This is a genomic window from Arthrobacter sp. EpRS71, assembly GCF_001512285.1.
GTDB lineage: Bacteria > Actinomycetota > Actinomycetes > Actinomycetales > Micrococcaceae > Arthrobacter.
Genome location: NZ_LNUV01000004.1, coordinates 410,434 through 434,392, shown reverse-complemented (window position 1 = coordinate 434,392; position 23,959 = coordinate 410,434). Strand labels below are relative to the sequence as shown.

22 protein-coding genes are annotated in these 23,959 nt (G+C 62.5%); 1 reads left to right on the top strand and 21 read right to left on the bottom strand.

The window, feature by feature from the left end:
- Nucleotides 1-27 precede the first annotated feature (27 nt).
- Genes pyrF through pyrR form a run of 7 tightly spaced genes read right to left on the bottom strand, consistent with a single transcriptional unit; the run spans nt 28 to nt 8,876 of the window.
- The gene (pyrF, locus tag AR689_RS09490) at nt 28-903 is read right to left on the bottom strand and encodes an orotidine-5'-phosphate decarboxylase (protein ID WP_062069508.1); all 876 of its coding nucleotides are present in this window, start codon (nt 901-903) and stop codon (nt 28-30) included.
- Nucleotides 896-4,204 carry a carbamoyl-phosphate synthase large subunit gene (gene carB / locus AR689_RS09485; protein ID WP_062069505.1) on the bottom strand — a complete coding sequence of 1,103 codons (3,309 nt, stop codon included), beginning with the start codon at nt 4,202-4,204 and terminating at the stop codon, nt 896-898. The genes pyrF and carB overlap by 8 nt, the downstream gene beginning before the upstream one ends.
- Nucleotides 4,205-5,461 (bottom strand): glutamine-hydrolyzing carbamoyl-phosphate synthase small subunit, encoded by a 1,257-nt coding sequence (gene carA / locus AR689_RS09480; RefSeq protein WP_062069502.1) that lies wholly within the window; start codon nt 5,459-5,461, stop codon nt 4,205-4,207.
- Nucleotides 5,442-5,963: a PH-like domain-containing protein gene (locus AR689_RS09475; protein ID WP_062069499.1), complete on the bottom strand. Its 522-nt coding sequence runs from the start codon at nt 5,961-5,963 to the stop codon at nt 5,442-5,444. Before AR689_RS09475 ends, carA begins: the two co-directional genes overlap by 20 nt.
- Entirely contained in the window at nt 5,963-7,288 is a 1,326-nt protein-coding gene (locus tag AR689_RS09470; protein ID WP_062069496.1) for a dihydroorotase, read from the bottom strand. The genes AR689_RS09475 and AR689_RS09470 overlap by 1 nt, the downstream gene beginning before the upstream one ends.
- Complete coding sequence (locus AR689_RS09465; protein WP_062069492.1) at nt 7,288-8,295, bottom strand: aspartate carbamoyltransferase catalytic subunit; 1,008 nt, start codon at nt 8,293-8,295, stop codon at nt 7,288-7,290. The genes AR689_RS09470 and AR689_RS09465 overlap by 1 nt, the downstream gene beginning before the upstream one ends.
- Nucleotides 8,292-8,876 carry a bifunctional pyr operon transcriptional regulator/uracil phosphoribosyltransferase PyrR gene (gene pyrR / locus AR689_RS09460; protein WP_024816826.1) on the bottom strand — a complete coding sequence of 195 codons (585 nt, stop codon included), beginning with the start codon at nt 8,874-8,876 and terminating at the stop codon, nt 8,292-8,294. Before pyrR ends, AR689_RS09465 begins: the two co-directional genes overlap by 4 nt.
- A gap of 155 nt (nt 8,877-9,031) precedes the next feature.
- Here pyrR and AR689_RS09455 point away from each other — a divergent pair, with 155 nt between their 5' ends.
- Nucleotides 9,032-10,282 (top strand): PrsW family intramembrane metalloprotease, encoded by a 1,251-nt coding sequence (locus tag AR689_RS09455; protein ID WP_502686012.1) that lies wholly within the window; start codon nt 9,032-9,034, stop codon nt 10,280-10,282.
- 51 nt (nt 10,283-10,333) lie between these two features.
- Here the strand turns inward: AR689_RS09455 and nusB are convergent, their stop codons facing one another.
- The 14 genes from nusB to AR689_RS09385 form a co-directional block, all read right to left on the bottom strand.
- Nucleotides 10,334-10,744, bottom strand: coding sequence for a transcription antitermination factor NusB (gene nusB, locus AR689_RS09450; RefSeq protein ID WP_011774956.1), 411 nt, complete (start codon nt 10,742-10,744; stop codon nt 10,334-10,336).
- Nucleotides 10,744-11,307 (bottom strand): elongation factor P, encoded by a 564-nt coding sequence (gene efp, locus AR689_RS09445; protein WP_011774957.1) that lies wholly within the window; start codon nt 11,305-11,307, stop codon nt 10,744-10,746. The genes nusB and efp overlap by 1 nt, the downstream gene beginning before the upstream one ends.
- Before the next feature lie 154 nt (nt 11,308-11,461).
- On the bottom strand, nt 11,462-11,983 hold the full coding sequence (locus AR689_RS09440; protein ID WP_062069486.1) for a tetratricopeptide repeat protein: 522 nt from the start codon (nt 11,981-11,983) through the stop codon (nt 11,462-11,464).
- On the bottom strand, nt 11,980-13,071 hold the full coding sequence (gene aroB / locus AR689_RS09435; RefSeq protein ID WP_062069483.1) for a 3-dehydroquinate synthase: 1,092 nt from the start codon (nt 13,069-13,071) through the stop codon (nt 11,980-11,982). Before aroB ends, AR689_RS09440 begins: the two co-directional genes overlap by 4 nt.
- Entirely contained in the window at nt 13,068-13,625 is a 558-nt protein-coding gene (locus AR689_RS09430) for a shikimate kinase (protein WP_082697867.1), read from the bottom strand. The genes aroB and AR689_RS09430 overlap by 4 nt, the downstream gene beginning before the upstream one ends.
- Nucleotides 13,625-14,824: a chorismate synthase gene (gene aroC / locus AR689_RS09425; protein ID WP_062069480.1), complete on the bottom strand. Its 1,200-nt coding sequence runs from the start codon at nt 14,822-14,824 to the stop codon at nt 13,625-13,627. Before aroC ends, AR689_RS09430 begins: the two co-directional genes overlap by 1 nt.
- A gap of 26 nt (nt 14,825-14,850) precedes the next feature.
- Nucleotides 14,851-15,705 (bottom strand): shikimate dehydrogenase family protein, encoded by an 855-nt coding sequence (locus tag AR689_RS09420; protein ID WP_062069477.1) that lies wholly within the window; start codon nt 15,703-15,705, stop codon nt 14,851-14,853.
- The gene (mltG, locus tag AR689_RS09415) at nt 15,702-17,435 is read right to left on the bottom strand and encodes an endolytic transglycosylase MltG (protein WP_062069475.1); all 1,734 of its coding nucleotides are present in this window, start codon (nt 17,433-17,435) and stop codon (nt 15,702-15,704) included. The genes AR689_RS09420 and mltG overlap by 4 nt, the downstream gene beginning before the upstream one ends.
- Complete coding sequence (gene ruvX / locus AR689_RS09410; protein ID WP_062069473.1) at nt 17,432-18,022, bottom strand: Holliday junction resolvase RuvX; 591 nt, start codon at nt 18,020-18,022, stop codon at nt 17,432-17,434. Before ruvX ends, mltG begins: the two co-directional genes overlap by 4 nt.
- Nucleotides 18,023-18,024: 2 nt before the next feature.
- Nucleotides 18,025-20,703, bottom strand: a complete 2,679-nt coding sequence (gene alaS / locus AR689_RS09405) for an alanine--tRNA ligase (RefSeq protein WP_062069470.1) — start codon at nt 20,701-20,703, stop codon at nt 18,025-18,027.
- Between the two features lie 116 nt (nt 20,704-20,819).
- On the bottom strand, nt 20,820-21,050 hold the full coding sequence (locus AR689_RS09400) for a hypothetical protein (protein ID WP_082697866.1): 231 nt from the start codon (nt 21,048-21,050) through the stop codon (nt 20,820-20,822).
- A 53-nt stretch (nt 21,051-21,103) separates the two neighbouring features.
- Nucleotides 21,104-21,478 carry a DUF948 domain-containing protein gene (locus AR689_RS09395; RefSeq protein ID WP_062069464.1) on the bottom strand — a complete coding sequence of 125 codons (375 nt, stop codon included), beginning with the start codon at nt 21,476-21,478 and terminating at the stop codon, nt 21,104-21,106.
- Nucleotides 21,479-21,636: 158 nt separating this feature from the next.
- Nucleotides 21,637-22,257 carry a 30S ribosomal protein S4 gene (gene rpsD, locus AR689_RS09390; protein ID WP_062069461.1) on the bottom strand — a complete coding sequence of 207 codons (621 nt, stop codon included), beginning with the start codon at nt 22,255-22,257 and terminating at the stop codon, nt 21,637-21,639.
- Nucleotides 22,258-22,461: 204 nt separating this feature from the next.
- Nucleotides 22,462-23,952 (bottom strand): replication-associated recombination protein A, encoded by a 1,491-nt coding sequence (locus AR689_RS09385; protein ID WP_062069458.1) that lies wholly within the window; start codon nt 23,950-23,952, stop codon nt 22,462-22,464.
- Nucleotides 23,953-23,959 lie beyond the last annotated feature (7 nt).

Here is a 23,959-nt window from a genome sequence, read left to right as displayed (position 1 = left end):
CCCGGTTGCGCAATGAGGGTGCGCAACTTACTCCGGGCGAAGCCCGTCCAGTGTCTCCTCCGTTGCGGCACGGAGCCCTGCCAAGGACGGCCCGGCGGCCAGGATCCCCCGGCTGGAAGTCGCCAGAACAGTGGGGTACGCAGCACCGAAAGTCGCTCGAAGATCGGCTGGCGTGGCCCCCTGCGCACCTAGTCCAGGAGCAAGGATCGGACCGCGGACAGCTTCAAGATCGATATCCAGGTCAAACAGGGCAGAACCGATGGTTGCCCCCACCACCAAGCCAACAGACCCGAGGGAGCCACCGTAACGCTGGTTTTCGACGGCGGCAGCGGCGGCAATTCTCCGGGCCACGGAATCGCTCCCGCCCACGTGCTGGACGGACTTTCCCTCAGGGTTCGATGTCAGCGCAAGCACGAACACTCCCCTGCCGTACTGCGCAGCCAGGTCCAGCGCCGGGCGCAGCGACTCAAAGCCAAGGTACGGGCTCAGCGTCACCGAGTCCGCAGCCAAGGACGAACCGTCCCTCAGCCAGGCATCCGCGTAAGCCGCCATGGTGGAGCCGATATCGCCACGTTTCGCGTCAGCGATGCTGAGGACGCCCGCCTCCGCGCAGGCAGCGAGGGTGCGCTCCAGCACAGCCATGCCGGCGGAACCGTGACGCTCATAGAGCGCCACCTGTGGCTTGACCGCGGCAGCGAGGGAAGCCACTGCCTCCACCACTGCCAGCGAGAAGCGCTCCAGGCCGGCGACGTCGTCGTTCAATCCCCATTCAGCCAAGAGCTGTGGGTGGGGGTCGATACCGACGCACAGCGGACCGCGCGCCGCCATGGCCGCAGCCAGCCGGGAGCCAAAGGACTCCCGGGCCGGCCGCTGCCCTTGCTGTGATGCATCAGACTCAGGCATTGGCTGCTTCCACTGCTGCTGCCAGGTTGGCCGCGTGCTCCTGCAGGCTGGTCACGGACCACTCATAGGTGCGCAGCGCCTCAATGGCCTGTACTGCGGCGTTGAACTCAGCAACCGTAGTGATGCAGGGAATGCCGATGGACGTTGCCGCCGCACGGAGTTCGTACCCGTCGCTGCGGGCTTCTCCGCCCGACGGCGTGTTGAAGACCATGTCGATCTCGCCGGCGATGACGAGGTCAGCGATGGTGCCCTCACCCTCGGCGCTGCTGCCCTCGGCCACCTTGCGAACCGGAGTCGCCTGGATGCCGTTGCGGCGCAGGACATCTGCTGTGCCACCGGTGGAGACAATCTCGAAGCCAAGGTCCGAGAGGCGCTTGACGCCCATGATCACCGAACGCTTGTCACGGTTGGCCACCGAAACGAAGATCTTGCCTTCGGTGGGCAAAGCGTTGTTGGCGGCAGCCTGGCTCTTGGCGAACGCCGTGTCAAAGTGCTTGTCAATACCCATAACTTCACCGGTGGAGCGCATTTCCGGGCCGAGCAGGGAGTCCACAACCTTGCCTTCGGGAGTACGGAAGCGGCTGAACGGAAGGACTGCTTCCTTGACAGCAACCGGGGCGTCCAACGGGAGGGTGGAACCGTCACCGGTTTCCGGCAGCATCTTGTAGGCACCGCGGAGCTGGTTAATGGTCACCCCTGTGCCGATGAGGGCTGCCGCCTTGGCCATCTGCACACCAGTTGCCTTGGAGACGAACGGAACCGTACGCGAAGCACGCGGGTTGGCCTCAAGGACGTACAGGACGTCGGAGGCCAGGGCGAACTGGATGTTGATGAGGCCGCGGACGCCCACACCTTCGGCAATGGCGCGGGTTGCCGTGCGCACACGCTCGATCACGTTGTTGCCCAAGGTGATCGGCGGAAGAACGCAAGCAGAGTCACCGGAGTGGATACCGGCTTCTTCGATGTGCTCCATGATGCCGCCGAGGTACATATCGGTGCCATCAAAGAGAGCATCGACGTCGATTTCGACGGCGTCTTCAAGGAAGCGATCAATCAGCACCGGGTGGTCCGTGGTGATTTCCGTGGCGTTGGCGATGTAACGGGAGAGGTTGGCTTCGTCATAGACGATCTCCATGCCGCGGCCGCCCAGGACATAGGACGGACGAACCAGCACCGGGTAGCCGATTTCGTCGGCGATCTTCTTGGCGTCCTCGAAGGAAACGGCGGTGCCATTCTTCGGGGAGGTCAGTCCGGCCTCATCCAGCACGCGGGCGAAGGCGCCGCGGTGCTCTGCCAAATCGATGGCTTCGGGTGACGTGCCCAAAATCGGAACGCCGGCGTCGGCAAGCTGCTGTGCCAGCTTCAGCGGGGTCTGGCCGCCGAGCTGCACGAAGACGCCCATGACGCCACCGGTGCGTTCTTCCGCGGCGATGACCTCGAGGACGTCCTCAAGCGTCAGCGGTTCGAAATAGAGGCGCGTGGAGACGTCGTAGTCCGTGGAGACCGTCTCCGGGTTGCAGTTGACCATGACCGTCTCATAGCCGGCCTTGCGCAGGGCCATCGAGGCGTGGACGCAGGAGTAGTCGAACTCGATGCCCTGGCCAATGCGGTTGGGCCCGGAGCCAAGGATGATGACGGAAGGCTTCGCGTGCAGGCCTACTTCATCTTCCTCGTCGTAGGACGAGTAGTGGTACGGGGTGTAAGCGGCGAACTCAGCGGCACAAGTATCCACCGTCTTGTAGACCGGACGAATGCCCAGGGCCTGGCGGACGCCGCGAACCACAGCTTCGTTATTGTGCGTCAAGGCACCGATCTGCTCATCGGAGAAGCCATGGCGCTTGGCGTTGCGCAGCATGTCCTCAGTGAGCACGCCGGCCTTGCGGATCTCCTGCGCGGTCTCGTTCAAAAGCTGCAGCTGATCCAGGAACCAAGGATCGATCTTTGTGGCCTCGAAGACCTCTTCCACCGTGGCACCGCCCAAGAGTGCGCGCTGCACCTGGTGCAGGCGGTCCGTGGTGGGGCGCTTGGCCTTCTCAATAAGCTCGGCAACCTCGTATTCCGGCACGGAACTGAAGTCGAGCTGTGAGCCCTTCTGCTCCAGGGAACGGAGGGCCTTCTGCAGGGCCTCGGTGAAGTTGCGGCCCATGGCCATGGCTTCACCCACCGACTTCATGGTGGTGGTGAGGGTGTTGTCCGCTGCCGGGAACTTCTCAAAGGCGAAGCGCGGAACCTTGACCACAACGTAGTCCAGCGTGGGCTCGAACGAGGCCGGCGTCTTCTGCGTGATGTCGTTCGGGATTTCGTCCAGGGTGTACCCAAGGGACAGCTTGGTGGCGATCTTGGCGATGGCAAAGCCGGTTGCCTTGGAGGCCAGGGCGGAGGACCGGGACACGCGCGGGTTCATCTCGATGACCACTACACGGCCCGTGGCGGGGTCAATGGCGAACTGGATGTTACAGCCGCCGGTGTCCACACCCACTTCGCGGATAACAGCGATGGAGACATCGCGCAGCTTCTGGTACTCGCGGTCCGTGAGGGTCAGCGCCGGGGCAACCGTGATGGAGTCACCGGTGTGGACACCTACGGGGTCGAAGTTCTCGATGGAGCACACAACAACGACGTTGTCGTTCTTGTCGCGCATCATCTCGAGCTCGTATTCCTTCCAGCCGAGGATGCTCTCTTCGAGCAGGACCTCGGTGGTGGGGCTGTACTGGAGCCCTTGGCCGACAATGCGGCGGAGGTCGTCCTCGTTGTACGCCAGGCCCGAACCCAGGCCGCCCATGGTGAAGGAAGGACGGACCACCATCGGGTACCCAAGGTCTTCGGCAGCAGCGAAAGCCTCTTCCATGGTGTGGATGATGTGGCTGCGGGCAGATTCAGCGCCGCAACGCTCCACGACGCCCTTGAACTTCTCGCGGTCTTCACCGAGCTCAATCGCTGCGATGTTCGCACCGATGAGTTCCACGTTGTACTTCTCCAGCACACCGTTCTTGTCCAGCGCGATGGCGGTGTTCAAAGCCGTCTGGCCACCCAAGGTGGGCAGGATGGCGTCCGGACGCTCCTTGGCGATGATCTTCTCCACCACCTCCGGGGTGATGGGCTCAACGTAGGTGGCATCGGCGAACTCGGGGTCCGTCATGATGGTGGCCGGGTTGGAGTTCACCAGGATGACCCGCAGGCCCTCCTCCTTGAGGACGCGAAGCGCCTGGGTACCGGAGTAGTCAAACTCGGCTGCCTGGCCGATGACAATGGGGCCGGAACCGATGACAAGGACGCTCTTGAGATCTGTACGCTTGGGCATTTACTTCTTGTCCTCAGTCTTGGAGTCGGTGTTCTTTGCGGGGACGGCGCCTGTGGCCTTGGCCTTGGTGTCGGCCATGAGGTCGATGAAGCGGTCGAAGAGGTACGCGGCATCGTGCGGGCCGGCCGCGGCTTCAGGGTGGTATTGGACCGAGAACGCGGGGATGTCGAGGCAGGCGAGTCCTTCAACGACGTCGTCGTTCAACGATACGTGGCTGACTTCCACCCGCCCGTAGCGCTCTTCCGGCGCCACGGTGGAACCGTTCAGCGGCGCATCAACGGCGAAGCCGTGGTTCTGCGAGGTGATTTCCACCTTGCCGGTCCGGCGGTCCATGACGGGCTGGTTGATGCCGCGGTGGCCGTAACGGAGCTTGTAGGTCCCGAAGCCCAGGGCGCGGCCCAGGATCTGGTTACCGAAGCAGATGCCGAAGTACGGAAGTTTTTCGTCCAGCACCGAGCGCAGGAGGGAGACCTGGTGGTCTGCAGTGGCGGGGTCGCCGGGCCCGTTGGACATGAAGAAACCGTCGGGCTTGACCGCGTTGACGTCTTCCAGGGTGGACGTGGCGGGCAGGACGTGGACGCGGACGCCTCGCTCTGCAAAACGCACGGGTGTCATTGCCTTGATGCCAAGATCAACGGCCGCGATGGAGAAGCGCGGCTCGCCGTCCCAGCCGTGGTCCTTGGGTTCCACCACGTAGGCCTCATCAATGGAGACTTCCTCAGCCAGCGCTGCGCCTTCCATGGGAGCACTGGCCAGGACGGTTTCCAACAGTTCCTTGTCCGTGGCCTGAGCGGCCTCGCCGGAGAAAATGCCGGCGCGCATGGTCTTGTGCTCGCGGAGGTGGCGGGTGATGGCACGGGTGTCCACACCCTGGATGCCGACGATTCCCTGATCAACGAGTTCGTCATCGAGGCTGCGTTCGGAGCGCCAGTTGGACGGGCGGCGTGCGGCATCGCGCACAATGTACCCCGCAACCCAGATGCGGCGGGACTCAGCATCTTCGCTGTTCACGCCGGTGTTCCCGATATGCGGCGCAGTCTGAACCACCAATTGGCGTGCGTAGGAGGGGTCGGTGATGGTCTCCTGGTAACCGGTCATGCCGGTGGCGAAGACTGCCTCACCCAGAGCGGTTCCCTGGGCTCCGTAGCTGCGGCCGCGGAACATGCGGCCGTCTTCGAGCACGAGTACTGCTGCTGAGGGGGTGGGGGTGGTGGCTGCTTTACTATCCGTCACTTTATTACTTTCCACTATCGGCATCTGCCTGAGGGGCTGCGGAGATCAATTCTTGAAGGGCATCGAGGAGGAGCTGCTTTTCGCTTGCGTGCCTGGATCGGAAGCCGGTGTCGAGTTCACGGGAGCCAAGCTTCCAGTTGATGACCAGGAGTCCGTCCTTTTCAACGAACTTTCCAGCCATTCCGTTGGTTTCGCGGCTATCCACCAGTGCGGAGCGCGGGATGAACACCGGGCCGGCACCCGAACGGTCGAACAACACGCCTTCAGCATGGATGCTCAGCTCCGCGTTGGTCCGGATACCCAGGCCCTGGACTGCGATCCGGTCCAGCCAGTCGCCGGCCGTGGTGGTGGCCACGTACTGGCCATCTGCCACCACGGTGGCCGGGGTCAGCTGCTCCGGAACCTCGGGGAGGCATTCGACGTCGGCTTGTCGCCTCAGCCGGTTCCGCCATCCCAGCCAGATCATCGCCAGGACGACGACGATCAACGGCACCGTGATGAGCACGGTCAGTGTTTGGTTGTCCATTAGTTGCTGCTGACTGCCGGGTACCTGTAAGGCGTGTTGAGCTGACCATTGAGGACCGTGGGGTGGCCTTTGAAGAAGGTCGCCACCACGGATCCGGGCAGCTCCTTGCCCTTGAACGGTGAATTGCGGCCCATGGTTGCCATTTTATGCGGGTCAACGGTCCAACGCGCAGCCGGGTCCACCAGGATGACGTTCGCAGGTTCGCCAACCTCCAGGGGACGGCCCTGATCCGCGACGCGTCCGATCACTGCAGGCGTGAACGAGGTAACCCTGGCGAAATCCGCCCAGGTCATGAGGCCGGTTTCGATCATGGTCTCCTGCACCACGGACAAGGCGGTCTCAAGACCGGTCATGCCCATCGCTGCTTGCGCCCACTCACATTCCTTATGCTCGCTGGGGTGCGGTGCGTGGTCGGTTCCCACGACGTCGATGGTGCCATCGGCCAGGCCCTCACGGAGCGCCTGGACGTCGGAATCGGTGCGCAGCGGCGGGTTGACCTTGTAGACGGGGTCGTAGCTGCGGACCAGTTCGTCGGTCAGCAGCAGGTGGTGCGGTGTGACCTCGGCGGTAACGTTGATGCCCCGTGCCTTGGCCCAGCGGACAATTTCCACGGATCCTGCAGTGGAAACGTGGCATACGTGGAGGCGGGAACCCACATGCTGGGCCAGCAGGACATCCCGGGCAATGATGCTTTCCTCGGCTACGGCGGGCCAACCGGTAAGTCCCAGCACGGCGGACACTGCGCCTTCGTTCATCTGTGCACCGGCGGTCAGGCGGGGCTCCTGCGCGTGCTGGGCCACCACGCCGTCGAACGCTTTGACGTATTCCAGGGCACGGCGCATGATGACGGGATCGTGAACGCAGATGCCGTCATCGGAGAACATCCGGACCTGGGCGCGGGAATCGGCCATGGCGCCGAGCTCTGCCAGTTGGTCCCCGGCCAAGCCCACGGTGACTGCACCAACAGGGCGTACATCCACCCAGCCGGACGCCCGTCCCAGGCTGTGAACCTGCTCCACAACACCCGCAGTGTCCGCCACCGGGTTGCTGTTGGCCATGGCGTGGACGGCGGTGAAGCCACCCAGCGCCGCGGCGCGGGTGCCGGTCTCCACCGTCTCGGCGTCTTCACGGCCGGGTTCGCGCAGGTGGGTGTGAACGTCCACCATGCCCGGCAGTGCAACGAGGCCCTGGGCGTCGATGACGGTTGCGTCCTCCGCGGACAGGTCCTTGCCGCGGGCTTCAATGACGCCGTCGCAGATCAAGAGGTCTTCAGCTTCGCCGCCGAGGATGGCGGCCCCACGAATCAGGTAGGTGTTCTCGGCCATCAGTTGGTCTCCTTGCTGGACTGGCTTAAGTTCGGGGCGGCTTCACGGGAATCCCCTGAGAGCAGCAGGTAAAGGGCGGCCATACGGACCGAGACCCCGTTTCGCACCTGGGCGAGAACGGTTGAACGCGGCGAATCGGCGGCTGCCGAGGAGATCTCCAGGCCACGGTTCATGGGGCCGGGGTGCATGATGATGGTGTCCTTCATGCCGAGATCGTCCAGCGCGCGGAGCCTTGCGTCGTCGAACCCCCAGCGGCGGGAGTACTCGCGGGTTGAAGGGAAGAAGGAGGCGTTCATCCGCTCACCCTGGACGCGCAGCATCATCATGGCGTCGATGCCGGCTTCCAGTGTCTCGTCCAGGTTGTAGCTGACCTTGCAAGGCCAGTGCTCGACGCCGATGGGCAGCAGCGTGGGTGGCGCCACGAGCGTGACCTCGGCGCCAAGGGTCTTGAGCAACCACACATTTGAACGGGCAACGCGCGAGTGCAGGACATCGCCGGCAATGGCTACGCGCATGCCTTTGAGGTCTGCCCCCGTGGACTCAATGCCGTTGACCTGCGACCAATGCCGACGCATGGTGAAGGCGTCCAGCAGTGCCTGCGTAGGGTGCTCATGGGTGCCGTCGCCAGCATTGATGACGGCTGCGTCGATCCAGTCGGTGGCAGCAAGCCGGTGCGGCGCGCCGGAGGCCCAGTGCCGGATAACGACGGCGTCCGCACCCATGGCTGCAAGTGTTTGCGCCGTGTCCTTGAGGGACTCCCCCTTGGAGACCGAAGATCCTTTGGCGGCGAAGTTGATGACGTCGGCTGACAGTCGCTTGGCCGCCGCTTCAAAGGAGATGCGGGTGCGGGTGGAGTCCTCGAAGAAGAGGTTCACTACCGTCCGGCCGCGCAGTGCCGGGAGCTTCTTTACTTCACGCTCGCCGACGGCGGACATTTCCTCCGCCGTGTCCAGAACACGGATGGCGTCGAAGAGACTGAGGTTTTCGGTGGACAGAAGGTGCTTCATTTGCCGGCCTCGATAACAACCTCATTGACGGGCACGCCGTCTACGGAATCGATCTCCTCGAGATGGACCCGGACCTTCTCCGAGGAGGAAGTGGGCAGGTTCTTGCCCACGTGATCCGCGCGGATGGGAAGCTCACGGTGTCCCCTGTCCACCAGCACCGCAAGACGGACGATGCGTGGGCGGCCAAGATCAACCAAGGCATCCAGGGCCGCGCGGATGGTCCGGCCGGAGTACAGGACGTCGTCAATCAGAACAACAACTTTGTTATCTATGCCTGACAGCGGGAGCCGGGTGTGGCGTGGGGGCCGGGTGGGCTGATGGGAAAGATCGTCACGGAACATGGTGACATCCAACTGTCCAACCATGGTGTCTGCGTTAACCGTGGGATCGGCGGCAGCGATCTTGTTGGCAAGCCGCACAGCCAAGGGATAGCCGCGGCTGGGAATGCCCAACAGGACCAGGTCCTGGGAGCCTTTGTTGGCTTCGAGGATCTCGTGGGCGATACGAGTGAGCGCACGATCAATGTCCGCCTGATTGAGAACAACCCGCGACGGCACGTGCGCTGAAGTGACTTCAGTCATCGCTCGTCTCCCCTTTCCCCGCCTCACGGGACGGAATTAAAAAAGGAATATTTGCTTTTCAAAGCTACCACAGCGCCCCTTTCCCACCTCACCCGAGGCGGCTGTGACCAGTGAGTTTAAGCTCACAGTCCGTGCTGTGGAATAGGCTCTTGCCCATGACCATGAACCACCACGGCCAACCCGGCGGACAGCCCTATCCCCGGCCATATCTGGAACCTGGCGCGAACCCCACCTGGATCGGCCGCGTCCAGCCCGGGAATTATCAACCGGCCCCCGGTAATCCGACGTCGCTCCCCCGTCAAACATGGGCCATCCCACCAGCGCCGCAAGCACGCACGTCCTGGGGGACGCTTCCCTTGCTCATCGGTGCAGTTGTACTGGTTCTCGGCAGCCTGTTCCTGGTGGTTCCGTTTCTGTTGGGCAACACCGGCGTCACCGGATTTGTGATCGGCTTCATTGCCTCACTCATACCTCTGTCCGTGGTGCTCTTGACGGTACGCCTGATCGATCGCTGGGAGCCCGAACCAAAGAGGCTCCTCTGGTTCGCTTTCACCTGGGGTGCCGCCGTTTCCATTGCCGGGACGCTGCTCATCCAGCCACTCTTCGCCCTCGCTGCCCCCACCTCCAGCGAAGAAGCATTCAGCTACTTCATGGCCACGGTCCAAGCCCCCATCGTGGAGGAATTCACCAAGTCGCTCGGCTTGCTGGTCCTGATCCTCGCAGCACGCAAGTACTTTGATGGACCTGTTGACGGCGTCGTTTTCGCCTTTACCATCGCCGCGGGTTTCGCTTTCACGGAGAACATCCTCTACTTTGGCCGCGAAATAGCCTCCTCCACCGATCCAAGTACTGACCTCATCCGGATTTTCATCCTCCGGGGCGTCATGTCGCCTTTCGCGCACGCAGTATTCACGGGAACCACCGGACTGATCATGGGCTTCGCCGCACGAAAATGGCACTCGGGCTATGCGGTCCTGGCCTTCTTCATCGGCTTGCTGCCCGCGATGTTCCTGCACAACCGATGGAACAGCATGGGACAGAACTTCCTGGTGGAGTACTTCGTGGTTCAGGTACCGATCTTCCTGGTGGCAGCGGTGGGAATCATCCTGCTCCGGGTCGCTGAAGGAAAACTCACCCGCCAGCGGCTGCTCGAATATGCCCGGGCAGGCTGGTTCACTTCAGCAGAAGTGGAAATGCTGGCTACGTCACGGGGCCGGAGGCAGGCCATTCGCTGGGCAAACTCGCGCGGGCGCGGCAGCACCATGAAGTCCTTCATCAAGGAGGCCACAGCATTGGCGTTTACCCGGCAACGGATACTCAGCGGCCGCGACATCCACGTCCATCAGCAGGACGAGCTTGAGCTGCTCAGGACTATCCCCACGCTCAGGGCAGCAGTCCTCCAGTAACGCAGAAAGGACCCGCATCCTGTGGATGCGGGTCCTTCAGCAAACAACTCCTTATGCCAGGAGCGAGGGCTTCAGCTTCTGGAGCCGGCCAAGCAGCCCATTGATGAAGGCAGGCGACTCGTCCGTGGACATGGTCTTAGCCAGAGCCACAGCTTCGCTGACAGCTACGCCGTCCGGAACTTCGTCATTGTAGAGAAGTTCCCACGCGCCGATACGGAGGATGATGCGGTCCACTGACGGCATCCGCTCCAACGTCCAGCCCTGGGCGTAGGTCTGCAGGAACTCATCGATGGTCGCCTGCATGGAAACAACGCCTTCCACGATTTCCACCGTGTAGGGGTTGATGACAAGATCGGTCTTCTCCCGGCGCGCTGTCATCGCGTCGAAAGCCGAAACGGAACGCTGCTCCGCCTCGAAAAGTACTTCAAGTGCCCTGCTACGGGCTTTACCGCGTGCGCTCACTAGTCGTTGACCCGGCCCAAGTAGCTGCCATCCCTGGTGTCAACCTTGACCTTGGTGCCCTGCTCAACGAACAGCGGGACCTGGATTTCGTAGCCGGTCTCCACTGTGGCCGGCTTGGTACCTGCCGAGGAGCGGTCGCCCTGAAGGCCCGGCTCCGTGTAGGTGATTTCGAGGACGACGCTCGGAGGCAATTCGATGTACAGCGGCGTGCCCTCGTGGATGGCAATGTTCACCATCTGGTTCTCGAGCATGAAGTTGGTGGCATCGCCCACGGTGGCACCGGAGACGGTGATTTGGTCGTAGTCCTGGGTATCCATGAAAACGAAGTCTTCGCCGTCCTGGTAGAGGTACTGGTAATCGCGGCGGTCAACCGTAGCGGTTTCGATCTTAAGACCGGCGTTGAAGGTCTTGTCCACCACCTTGCCGGACATGACGTTGCGCATCTTGGTACGGACGAAGGCGCCGCCCTTGCCAGGCTTGACGTGCTGGAACTCGATGATGTTCCAGAGCTGGCCCTCGAGCTTCAGTACGGTCCCGTTCTTGATGTCGTTTGTGGTTGCCACTCGTATCCTCTGGTTATCGCACTGGTTCTAGCTGCCAGCTATCTATGCCAAGCAGGCGTACCAATCGGCCCGCCAGCGCGTATTTATCAAAAATCCAAGAACCATTCTACCGGCAAATGCGGGTGTGCCTTGCGGGCGGGGTTTTGGAACGGCCCTAAGAGGCCAGTTCCAGGACATTCCGGGCCCTTTGGAGAGCAACTGCGGAGGAATAGATGAGCGCAGCGTCGGCGGCCATGGCAACGCGCAAGTCCAAAGCCTTGGCGAACTCCTCGGATGCTGCCAGGGCGTTGCCGCTGACGAAGTATGCCCGGCCCAAGTACTGGTGAACAATGGCTTCTTTCGGGCTGCCTTGGACGTCCTGCAGCAGGTGCCTGAACAACTGCACGGCACGGTCCACGCGGTTGGTTGCCCGATGGACTTCTGCCTCAAAAATCCTCAACCGGAACGATTCCGGATCTTTATAGCGCGCTTCAGCCAGGAGCTCGGCAGCCTCATTGGGCTGGTTCTCCAGCAAGAGTGCCATGATGCGATCAGCAGGGTCCTCGGAAGCCGCAAGGGCGGACTCCATGATGTCCTCATTGACAATCACGGGAAGCAACGTGTCCGGGTTCATCCGGACGCCCGGGAACCCGGCAGTCGGCCAGTCGCTGACGCCTTCACGAAGAGTGACGGTCATGATGCGATCTCCTGGTAAGCGGCAAACAGGAGAGAGGTGTCAGGGACCTCCAGGATGCCCGGCTTCGCCACGCCATCAAGGACCACAAACCGGAGTAGGTCACCGCGGGACTTCTTGTCCCGGCGCATCCCGTCCAGGAGGCCCTGCCAGCGGTCCTTACGGTACGTAGTGGGCAAGCCGAGGCTTTCCAGAATGGTGCGGTGCCGGTCAGCGTCAGCATCGGACAGGCGGCCCACGCTGCGCGACAGCTCGGCAGCAAACATCATTCCCACCGAAACAGCGGCGCCGTGACGCCATGAGTAGCGTTCAACCAACTCAATGGCATGGCCAAGGGTGTGCCCGTAGTTCAGGATTTCACGAAGGCCTGATTCCTTGAGGTCCTGGGAGACCACATCGGCCTTCACGGAAACAGCACGCTCAATGAGCTCGCGGAGAACGTCGGATCCCGCGTCCATCACGGCGTCGGTGTTCTTTTCCACGAGGTCCAGGATCACAGGATCGGCGATGAAGCCGCACTTGATGACTTCGGCCATTCCGGAGATGAGCTCGTTCTTCGGGAGGGTCTGGAGAGTGTCAAGGTCCACCAGGACCGCGGCCGGCGGGTGAAAGGACCCCACCAGGTTCTTGCCTTCGGCCGTATTGATGCCGGTCTTGCCACCGACCGAAGCATCCACCATGCCCAGCAAGCTGGTGGGCATGTGGATGACTTTGACTCCGCGAAGCCAGGTTGCCGCCACAAAGCCGGCGAGGTCAGTTACTGCGCCGCCGCCTACCGCCACAATGGCATCAGATCGCGTGAAGTCATTCTGGCCCAGCACTTGCCAGCAGAATGCTGCCACTTGGATGTGCTTGCCTTCTTCTGCATCCGGGATTTCAGCCGTGAGCGCAGTGAAGCCTGCGGCTTCGAGTTCGTCCCGAACAGTGTCGCCGGTCAGCCGGAGGGCCCGCGGGTGAATCACCAGAACACGCCGGACGCGTTCGCCAAGCTTGGCGGGCAGGGTGTCCAGGAGCCCACGGCCCACCACGACGTCGTAGTTTTCGTTGACGGACTGGCCGGTCACCTTGATGACAGATGCTTCGTTGCTCACTTTTCAACTTCCTCTTTCAAGGCTGCATGCTGGAGCAGCCGCTCCTCCAAATGGAGGCCGATTTCCGCCACGGATCCGGAACGGACATCCATGACAATGTCAGCAAGACGCTCATAGACGGGGCGCCGGGTAGCGAACAACGCTTCCCATCGGGTCATTGCGTCGCCCTGCAGCAAGGGCCTCCCGGTGTTACGTGCAATTCTGTCTGCGACGGTTTCCGCGTCACACTCCAAATAGACCACGGTGCACTCCCCCAACAGTTGCTGGGTTCCGGAGTCAAGCACCGCTCCCCCGCCGAGGGAAATAATGGCCGGCTCGATCTTGGCAGACTCGATGGCTTTAGCCACGGCCCGCGCTTCAATCTCCCGAAACGCGTGTTCCCCCCTGCCGGCGAAAATATCGGCGATGCTGCCGTGAGCAGCCACAACCACCGCGTCGGTGTCCACAAAAGGGAGACGGAGCTGATGAGCCAACTGCTGGCCTATCGCCGATTTTCCGACCGCCATGGGGCCAACGAGAACAACAGGCCGGCCATCCGGGATAGCGCGGACCACTAGCGGCCGACCGAGTCCAAGGTTGCCGGGATGCTTTCAAGGTAGCCCTGCAGGTTGCGCAGGGTTTCGGCCACAGAGTCACCACCGAATTTCTCAGCAACAGCTTCAGCGAGAACCAGCGCCACCATGGCTTCGGCCACCACGCCCGCTGCAGGCACCGCACAAACATCTGAACGCTGGTGGTGCGCCTTGGCGGGCTCGCCGGTGCTGACGTCAATGGTCCGCAGTGCGCGCGGGACGGTGGCAATGGGCTTCATGGCAGCCCGGACACGCAGCACTTCACCAATGCTCATGCCGCCTTCAATGCCGCCGGCCCGGTTGGTCTGACGAACAATCCTGCCGTTGTCATCCTTGAGAATCTCGTCATGGGCCGCAGATCCACGACGAGCCGCCGTGAGGAAGCCATCGCCCACCTCGACGCCCTTGATGGCCTGGATGCCCATGAGCGCGGCCGCCAGACGGGAGTCCAGACGACGATCCCAGTGGACGTAGCTGCCCAATCCCGGCGGAAGCCCGTAGGCCAGTACCTCCACCACACCACCCAGGGTTTCGCCTTCCTTGTGGGCGGCATCCACCTCGGCCACCATCGCGTCCGAGGTCTCACGGTCGAAGCAACGCAAAGGATCGGCGTCCAGCGCGATGACATCCTTGGGCGACGGCAGGGGCCTGCCTTCGGGGACAGTCACACTGGCAATGGACACTGTATGACTTACCAACTCGATGCCCAATTGCTTCAGGAACTGGGCGGCGACGGTACCAAGGGCCACGCGGGTGGCGGTTTCACGTGCGCTGGCACGCTCGAGGACCGGACGGGCTTCGTCGAATCCGTACTTCTGCATGCCCGTGAAATCGGCATGCCCCGGGCGCGGACGGGTCAAAGGTGCGTTGCGTGCCTGATCGGCAAGGACTTCGGGGTCCACGGGGTCAGCAGACATAATCTGCTCCCACTTGGGCCACTCCGTATTTCCCACCTGGATGGCCACAGGGCCGCCTTGGGTCAGTCCATGGCGGACGCCACCCATGATGGTGACCTCGTCCTGCTCAAACTTCATGCGGGCACCACGGCCATAGCCCAGGCGCCTGCGCGCCAGAGCATCACGAATCTGCCCGCTGGTGAGTTCAACACCGGCGGGCACGCCTTCAACAATTCCGATCAGGGCCGGACCATGGGATTCACCGGCAGTCAACCAACGCAACATATAACCAATCCTGCCATGTAGGGCGTCTAGAACACTCGCCGGGGAAGCCCGACTGAGTCGCACATCACATCTATGACGGCGGCGTTGACATCACAGCCGCTAAAGCGGCTGATCTGCTCGGCCGCCTGATACATCAGCATCTCCAGGCCCGGGACCACCGCTCCCCCGTGGCCATGCCACACTTCCGCCAGCCGGCTGGGCCAAGGATCGTAGGCAACGTCCAACAGGACGCCGGCTCCGGTTCCCGGCAGCACTGCAAGCTCTTCCGCCAAGGAATCGGCGGCACGGGGTGGAAACGTGGAGATCACCAGATCCGTCCCGGCCACAGCGGTGGCCGCTTCCTTCAGGGGCCGGACTGTGAGGGAAATTCCGACGGCGTCCGCGGCGGCTTGCGCATCACCGGCACGTCCGGCATCACGAACGAAAACGTCGACGTGGCGGGCACCGAGTTCCCGCGCAGCAGCCACGGCCGCGGCCGAAGTGCCGCCGCCACCCAGGATGGCCGCGTGGGGTGCAGCAACCACACCTGCGTAGCGGACTGCTTCGACGATGCCAGCCACATCAGTGTTGTACCCCACCCGACGTACCCGCCCGGCGTCGTGCTCGAAAACCACCGTGTTAATGACGCCCAGGTGGGCACCTGCGCCGCGGACTTCGTCGACTTCCCTGACCATGGCCGACTTCAACGGCATGGTCACCGAGAGGCCACACCAGGCGTCGTCGCCACGGATCGAGTCCATGAAGGTAGGAAGCCCGTCCACCGTGACGTCGATCGCCGAGTAGTCGATGTCCACACCCAACGTGGCGTATGCAGCAGAGTGCAGTGCCGGAGACTTCGAATGTGAAATCGGGTGCCCCAGAACTGCGGCACGACGACTCACACACACCGTCCTGCGTTAGCCAGGCACCACGCGTTGTATTGCTCAACATAGGTGTTGTGCTCGGCCAACGTCTTGGAGAACTTGGTCTCCTTGGTGTCCAGGTTGATGGTCACCCAGTAGAGGTAATCGTTCTGAGTCGGTTTGGCTGCAGCATCAATCGCCGTTTTGCCCGGCGAGCCAATGGGCCCCACCGGCAACCCCACGTTGGCGTAGGTGTTGTAAGCGTTGGACTTATCGGCCTTTTCTTCCTCCGTAAGGTGGAACGACTTCTTACCCAGGCCGTACGTCACCGTGGCGTCGGACTGGATGAGTCCACTGGTCTCGATGTTGTTCGGCTTAAGCCTGTTGTAAATTGCTCCAGCCACATTTCCGTAGTCTGCCTGCCCGCCTTCAGCCTGAACGATGCTGGCGATGGTCACGGTGTCGTACTGCTTCGCGGGGTCGGTGACTCCTTGTGCCTTGAGTTCATCCAGGGTGGTGGTCACCAGCTTCTGGATGATGTCCTTGGCGGAGGTTCCGAGTTCGAACCGATACTCGCCGGGTGCCAGGAAGCCTTCCAGGTTCTTGGCCTTGGCCGGAACACCGAACTGCCCGGGTGTCTGGTTCAGGGCGTTGAGCTCTTGCAGCGGAATGCCCGAACCCTTGGAGATGGCCTCCAACGATTCGTTGATGCGGAGGCCGGCACTCAAGGCAAAGTACATGACTTTGGATGCGTCCTTGTTCACTAGGACCGCCACGGCATCGGAATTCTTCATCTCCGTGCGGAAGGTGAAGGCGCCCGGTGAGAGTTCTCCACCTTCGTTGAGGAACTCCTTCACGAAAGCATCAGAATCTGCCACCACTCGATTCGCAACAAGGTCGTTGGCCACAGCCTTGGGACCGGACCCCTCGGGCACCGTGATGGTTACCGACCCCGTGCCCGGGCCGGGGTAGTCGGTGACCCTGTCCATGCCCAGCAGGGGCTTCAGGAACTGCGCACCAATGGCGATGGCGGCGACGAAGACACCCAGCGTGATCAGAAGGGCCAACACACGACGGCGGCGGCGCGCCTTTTTCGCGGCGGCCTTGGACGCCGGGCTGGCAACAGGGGCTATGAGATCGTGGGGATGCTCATCATGAAGCAGAACGTCGTTGTGGAGTTCTTCATGGATGCCGGGCTGGTAGTGCGCATCGTGTTCGGCGTCCTCATGACCGTCGGCGGAGCCTTCAGGATGTCCTGCCGAAACAAATTCGTGGTCCATCTCATCCTGATGGACCTCATCAGGGTGGATGTGACCGCCCGACGGATCTCCATGACCGGGCTCTTCGTGTTCAACGGCAGGATGCTCAACGAGGGCCTGCTCACTGGCGGTGTGCTCTTGGGGGTGGCTTTCCGGCTCACGTTGCGCTTCATCCACGTGATGCGGGGCCTCATCAGCAGGTACCTCGGGCTGCGTCGGAGACGCCGCGGGAGTAGGAGGCGCTACGGGTGCAGGGGGTGCCACCGGTGCAGGAGGTGCAACGGGGGCGGGAGGCGCGACGGACACAGGCTGAACCGCAGGGACTGGTCGGGGCAATTCCGGCTCTCTCTCCGCCGAGGGAGCCGCCTCCCCCGGGGTCGCTTCGGGAACGGGCACCACGTTGTGGTTCTGCGTGGCGAGGAATCGTTCACGCGCCCGCAGCTCTTTGCGGGTGAGCGGCATACCGCCGCCGGCGGTACCGCTGGAGGGGTCGTTGTTGACCGGGCTCACAATTGCAGTCCCCTCTTAGAAGAATCGGATTCACTGCCGGAGGCAGCCAGCAGCGTTGGGGCACTGCTGGGTTTTTCGGACTGCACCGGTGCCTGCACTCGGCGGCCTACGTCCGTTCCTCTGGCTTTTTGCATGTCGATTGCGTGCTGCAGTATTCCGGCAGCGGCAACCTGATCAACCACTTTACGGTGGTTCTTGCTGCTCATGCCAGCTTCGTGCAGGTTGCGGTGTGCCGTGACAGTTGAAAGTCGCTCATCAACAAGGTTCACGGGAACGTCCAAACCGACGCGCAAAAGCTCGTTGGACAGGAGCTCCGCGTAGTCCATGGCCATGTGTGCAGAGGCCCGCTCTTCGCCCTTCATGGTGCGGGGAAGACCGACGAAAATCTGCACCGCCGCCAAGTCAACCGCGTGCTTGACCACTACACGCACGTCAGAGTTTTTCTTAGTGTCCCGCCCTACCGTCTTGAACGGTGTCGCCAGGATCCCGTCCGGATCGCAGATGGCCAGACCCACCCGAACGGTACCGACGTCTACCCCCAGCTTGATGCCGTGGGGGTAGACGCCACTGTCAGTACTGGAATCCACCGTCAGCGCTTGGCAATCGCATCCACCACCGCTGTGAGGGCCTCAGAGACCTTCCCAGCGTCGGTGCCGCCGCCTTGGGCGACGTCATCCTTGCCGCCACCGCCGCCGCCCAGGATCCCCGCAGCCAAACGCACCAGCACTCCGGCCTTGACGCCTGCTTCACGGGCAGCCTCGTTGGTGGCGATCAGTATGACGGGACGGTCATTGCTGACACCCGCAACAGCTACTGTGGAAGCTTCCGAGCCAAGGCGGTTACGGAGATCGAGGGCGAGGTTGCGCAGATCATCAGCGCCTCCCACCTGACCGGCGTCGTGGGCTACAACCCGAACACCCGCGGCGTCCTTGGCGGTTCCCACCAGGTTGGCGGCCGCTGCCGTGAGCTGTTCTTTACGGAGGCGATCAAGCTCTTTCTCTGTGGCCTTGAGCTTGTTCAGGGTACTGGAGATACGGTCAGCAAGTTGTCCGGACGGAACTTTCAAAAGATCCGTGAGCTCTGAAACCAAGGCCCGCTCGGCTGCCAGATGACGGAAGGCATCCAAGCCTACAAAGGCCTCAACACGGCGGTTTCCCGAGCCAACAGACTGCTCTCCCAACAGGGACAGGCTGCCGATCAGCGACGTGTTGGCCACGTGGGTGCCACCGCACAACTCGCGGGACCACGCGCCGTCGATCTCCACCACACGCACTTCGCTGCCGTAATTTTCGCCGAAGAGTGCCATGGCGCCCAGCGCCTTGGCCTCAGCGAGGCCCATCACCTTGGTGTCCACCCGGTAGTTGTTCCGGATGGCGATGTTGGAAACTTCTTCGATTTCGGAGCGGGTAGCGGTGCTGAGACCTTCGCCCCAGGCGAAGTCAAAGCGCAGGTATCCGGCCTTGTTGTAGGAACCGCGCTGAGTTGCTTCCGGGCCGAGGATCTGGTGCAACGCAGCATGGACAATGTGCGTGCCGGTGTGGGCCTGCTCGGCGGCATGACGACGTTCACGGTCGACGGCGGCGCGTACCAAGGCATCGGAAGCGATCTCACCTTCACGGACAATCGCCTTGTGAACGCTGAGCCCCTTGATGGGACGCTGAACGTCCACCACTTCAACGACGAAACCGTCGCCGGTGATGAGGCCCGTGTCAGCGGACTGACCGCCAGCTTCGGCATAGAACGGGGTTTCGTTGAGGACCAGCTCGATTTCCTCGCCCGTGGACGCATGCGCTACCGGCCGGCCAGCGCTGACGATGCCGCGGACTTTAGCCTCACCCTCAAGTTCGTCGTAACCGGTGAAGACGGTTTCGCCTTTGCCCAGCAGCTCCTGGTAGGCGCTGAGGTCCGCGTGCCCACCCTTCTTGCCCTTGGCATCGGCCTGGGCACGCTGACGCTGCTCCAGCATGAGAGCGCGGAAGCCTGCCTCATCCACCTTGAGGCCGGCTTCTTCTGCCATTTCCAGGGTCAGATCAATCGGGAAACCGTAAGTGTCGTGCAGGGCAAAGGCGTCGGCTCCGGACAACGGAACGCCGGCAGCCTTCGACTCCGCCACAGCATCTTCCAGACGGGCCGTACCGGAAGCAATGGTGCGCAGGAATGCCCTCTCTTCGGCGTAGGCAATCCGGCTGATTCGGGCAAAGTCGGTCTCCACCACCGGGTAGACACCCTTCATGGCGTCGCGGGATGCGGGAAGCAGCTCCGGCAGGCATGCCTTTTCGACGCCGAGCAGGCGCATGGCGCGAACAGCGCGCCGGATGAGGCGGCGCAGCACATAGCCACGGCCCTCATTGGACGGCGCAACGCCATCAGCAATGAGCATCAAGGCAGAACGAATATGGTCGCCGACAACGCGCATGCGGACATCGTCAGTGTGGTGCGGGTCTTCCGGGGACTCGGCCGAGGTGTACTCGCGGCCGGACAATTCAGCGGCTTTATCGATCACAGGACGGACCTGATCGGTCTCGTACATGTTTTCAACACCCTGGAGGATCATTGCAAGACGCTCCATGCCCAGGCCGGTGTCGATGTTCTTCTGCGGCAATTCACCCACGATGTCGAAGTCCACCTTGGAGCGGACGTTTTCGATCTGGTACTGCATGAACACGAGGTTCCAGATTTCGACGTAGCGCGTTTCGTCGGCCAAGGGGCCGCCTTCGATGCCGTAGGCAGGGCCGCGGTCGTAGTAGATCTCAGAGCAGGGACCGGCGGGGCCAGGCTGTCCGGTGGACCAGTAGTTGTCGGCCTTGCCCATGCGCTGGATACGCTCGGCAGGAATGCCGGTGTTCTTGAGCCACAGTTCTTTGGCTTCGTCGTCCTCTTCGTAGACAGTCACCCAGAGGCGCTCGGCGGGCAGCCCGTAACCGCCGTCGTCAACACTTGTGGTGAGCAGCTCGAAAGCAAACTTGATGGCGTCTTCCTTGAAGTAGTCTCCGAAGGAAAAGTTGCCGCACATCTGGAAGAAGGTGCCGTGGCGGGCCGTCTTGCCCACTTCTTCGATGTCTCCGGTGCGGATGCACTTCTGGACACTCGTTGCCCGGCTGTAGGGTGGCTCTTCGCGCGCGGTCAGGTACGGAATGAAGGGCACCATTCCGGCCACAGTGAAGAGAAGTGACGGGTCGCTGGAAACGAGCGACGCGGAGGGAACGGCGGTGTGACCCTTGTTGACAAAAAAGTCCACCCAGCGCTTGGTGATCTCCTGCGACTTCATTAGCTGATTACTTACCCTTCTCAATTCACTGCACACGATGTGCGCGGTACCGGCTGGTGCCGTTCCGCAGCTTTCCATTCTGCCCTGTTGAGGGCCCGGGGGCGAACCCGCCCCCTCTAGCGGCGGGTGGGGACGGCGTCGTCGATCCCCAACGCTGCCCGCAAGTCTTCTTCGCGTTGGTGCATCCCTGAACGGACGGCGTCGGCGAAGTCGAACAGGCCATCGGCCATCCGGCCAACAGCCCGATTCAGGCCCTCAGGCCCAAGGTTGGCTTGGGCTTCGGTGATCTTTCGGAACGCAATGACGCCGATAGCGACGCCGATGCCCATCCACACAATTCTTTTCATGAGGTATTGCTCTCCCTGTAGTTCGCGGCCGGCTGGTTCAGTGGCTGCGGAGGTCAGCGGCTGCGGCGGCCGGAAGAAGGTGCGCGACGTCCTGCGAACGCAGAACGCACGCCATAGCTGAATGCTGCCACCTTGATCAATGGCGAGCCCACCGTCGCCGCTACAAGAGAGGACAACGCGGAGATGTTGGCCGAGGCATCGGAAACGTTGGAGGCGATGCCGTCAACTTTCTTCAGCTGTTCGTTGGTGGTGGTGACGGTTGCTGTCACTTCATCCATCAGGGGCGTGGCGCCGTCGCTCAGGGAACGGATGGAAGTCCGCACTTCGTCAAAAACGCCGCCCAGCTTCAAAATGGGCACGGCCAAAAGCAGGACGAGAAGCGCGAACACTCCTGCTGCGATGAGGCCGGCGATGTCGCCACCAGACATAGAACTCTTCTCCTTGGATCGTTTCGCTGCCTCACACCAGCCGGTTCCCGGCTTTGGGCGAGGCCTCCCCAAGTACCTTACCTATAGTGGACCGGTACCTTACATACAAAGAAGCCCGCGGCGTGTGCCACGGGCTTCTTTGTAGACGCTGCTGGAATTTAGCGAGCGTAGAATTCGACGACGAGCTGCTCTTCGCAGATCACGGGGACCTCGGAGCGCTTCGGGCGACGAACCAGGCGGGCCTGAAGGGCTTCGATCTTGACGTCCAAGTATGCCGGCACGTTGTTGAGCACGTGTGCACCAGCGGCTGCCACCTGGAACGGGGGCATGACCTCGGAGCGGCTGTGAACGTGGATGAGCTGACCTTCGCCAACGCGGAAGGACGGGCGGTCCACGCGGATGCCGTCAACCATGATGTGGCGGTGAACAACCAGCTGGCGGGCCTGTGCGATGGTGCGGGCGAAGCCTGCACGGAGCACGAGGGCATCCAGACGCATTTCGAGGAGCTCAACCAGGTTTTCACCGGTCAGGCCCTTGGTGCGGCGTGCTTCTTCGAAGGCACGGGTCATCTGTGCTTCGCGGATGCCGTACTGGGCGCGCAGACGCTGCTTTTCGCGCAGACGTACGGCGTAGTCGGAATCCTGCTTCTTGCGGGCACGGCCATGCTCGCCGGGGCCGTACGGGCGGCGCTCCATGTACTTGGCGGCCTTGGGGGTCAGAGCAATGCCGAGTGCACGCGAAAGGCGTGCGGTACGGCGAGCACGAGTGTTGTTAGCCACTTGTGTCCTTCCAATTACTGCGGTGTGTCAGTGTTACTGGCCTCCATCAGGGAGAGCATCGGCCAACCGCTGCCTTTTGCTACTAGCCCGGGCGCACAGCACTATTGAAGGAATCTTCAGTGGGATTGTGCGTCGGGCCATGCCAGACAAGGAACAAGCCTACCACGGGCAGGCTCGCCAACCCTAGCTGGCGTCCGCTTGGCTCTACTCTCCGCGCACGATCTTGCGGAGCCGTTCCAGCCTGGCGGCAATATCGCGTTCAGCGCCGTTATTGGTGGGCTGGTAGTAGTCCTTGCCCACCAAGTCATCCGGCGGGTATTGCTGTGTTGCCACGCCGTGTGGTTCGTCATGTGCGTACTTATAGCTCTTCCCGTGGCCCAACTGCTTCGCGCCCGGGTAGTGGGCATCGCGCAGGTGCATGGGGATACCGCCACCGAAGCCCGCTCGAACGTCGGCCACCGCCTTGTTCAAACCCATATACGCTGCGTTGGACTTGGGCGCGGTGGCCAGGTGGACCACAGCTTCGGCCAGCACGATCCGCCCCTCCGGCATGCCGATCAACTGCACTGCCTGGGCTGCGGCCACTGCGGTTTGGAGCGCGGTGGGATCTGCCATTCCGATGTCCTCGGCGGCGGAGATCACAATCCGTCTCGCGACGAACCTCGGGTCCTCACCGGCCTCAAGCATTCGCGCCAAATAGTGCAGGGCGGCATCGACGTCCGAGCCCCTGATGGACTTGATGAACGCGCTGGCCACATCGTAGTGCTGGTCGCCGGCGCGGTCGTAGCGAACGGCCGCGGCATCCAGGGCACGCTCTGTGTGGCGGAGTTCCACCAACACGGGAGCGTCAGGAAGGTCCTCGTTCGCGAGCCCGGTTTCGCCGTCGTCGTTATCCCCTTCGGTTCCTGGTGCATCGTCGTCGGAAATATCGACGGCGTCGGAGTCACCGAACGCGACGCCGGCGGCGGCTTCCAACGCCGTCAGCGCCCTGCGGGCGTCGCCTCCGGATAGCCGGACCAGATGGTCCAACGCCTCAGGGCCTAGCTCGACGCGACCGGCAAGGCCGCGGGCGTCCGTCACGGCCCGCTGCAGCAGACCGGAAATGTCGTCATCGGTCAGCGGCTTCAACGTGAGCAGGAGCGAGCGGGACAGAAGTGGCGATACCACAGAGAAGGACGGGTTCTCGGTAGTGGCAGCCACCAGCACCACCCAACGGTTTTCCACTCCAGGGAGCAGGGCATCCTGTTGGGCCTTGTTGAAACGATGGATCTCGTCGAGGAAGAGAACTGTGGTCTTCTTGTAAAGATCGCGGGCCGTCAATGCCTCGTCCATGACGCGGCGCACATCCTTGACGCCTGCCGTGATGGCTGACAATTCAACGAACTTACGCCCGGGCCCTCGTGCGATCACGTGGGCGAGCGTGGTCTTCCCGGTGCCGGGAGGGCCCCAAAGGATGACCGAACTGGGACCTGCAGGGCCGGCGGCCTCAGCACCTGCTGCCAGCTGACGCAAGGGCGACCCCTGCCCCAGCAGATGCTGCTGCCCCACTACCTCGTCAAGGGAACGGGGGCGCATTCTGACGGCAAGCGGACTCCGCTGCGAAGCCATCCAGCGGGCATCGGAGGGACCCCCTGACACGGGCAGATCCTCGGAGTCGTCGTCATCCACTGCACCGGCACCAAAGAGATCTTCCACATGGATA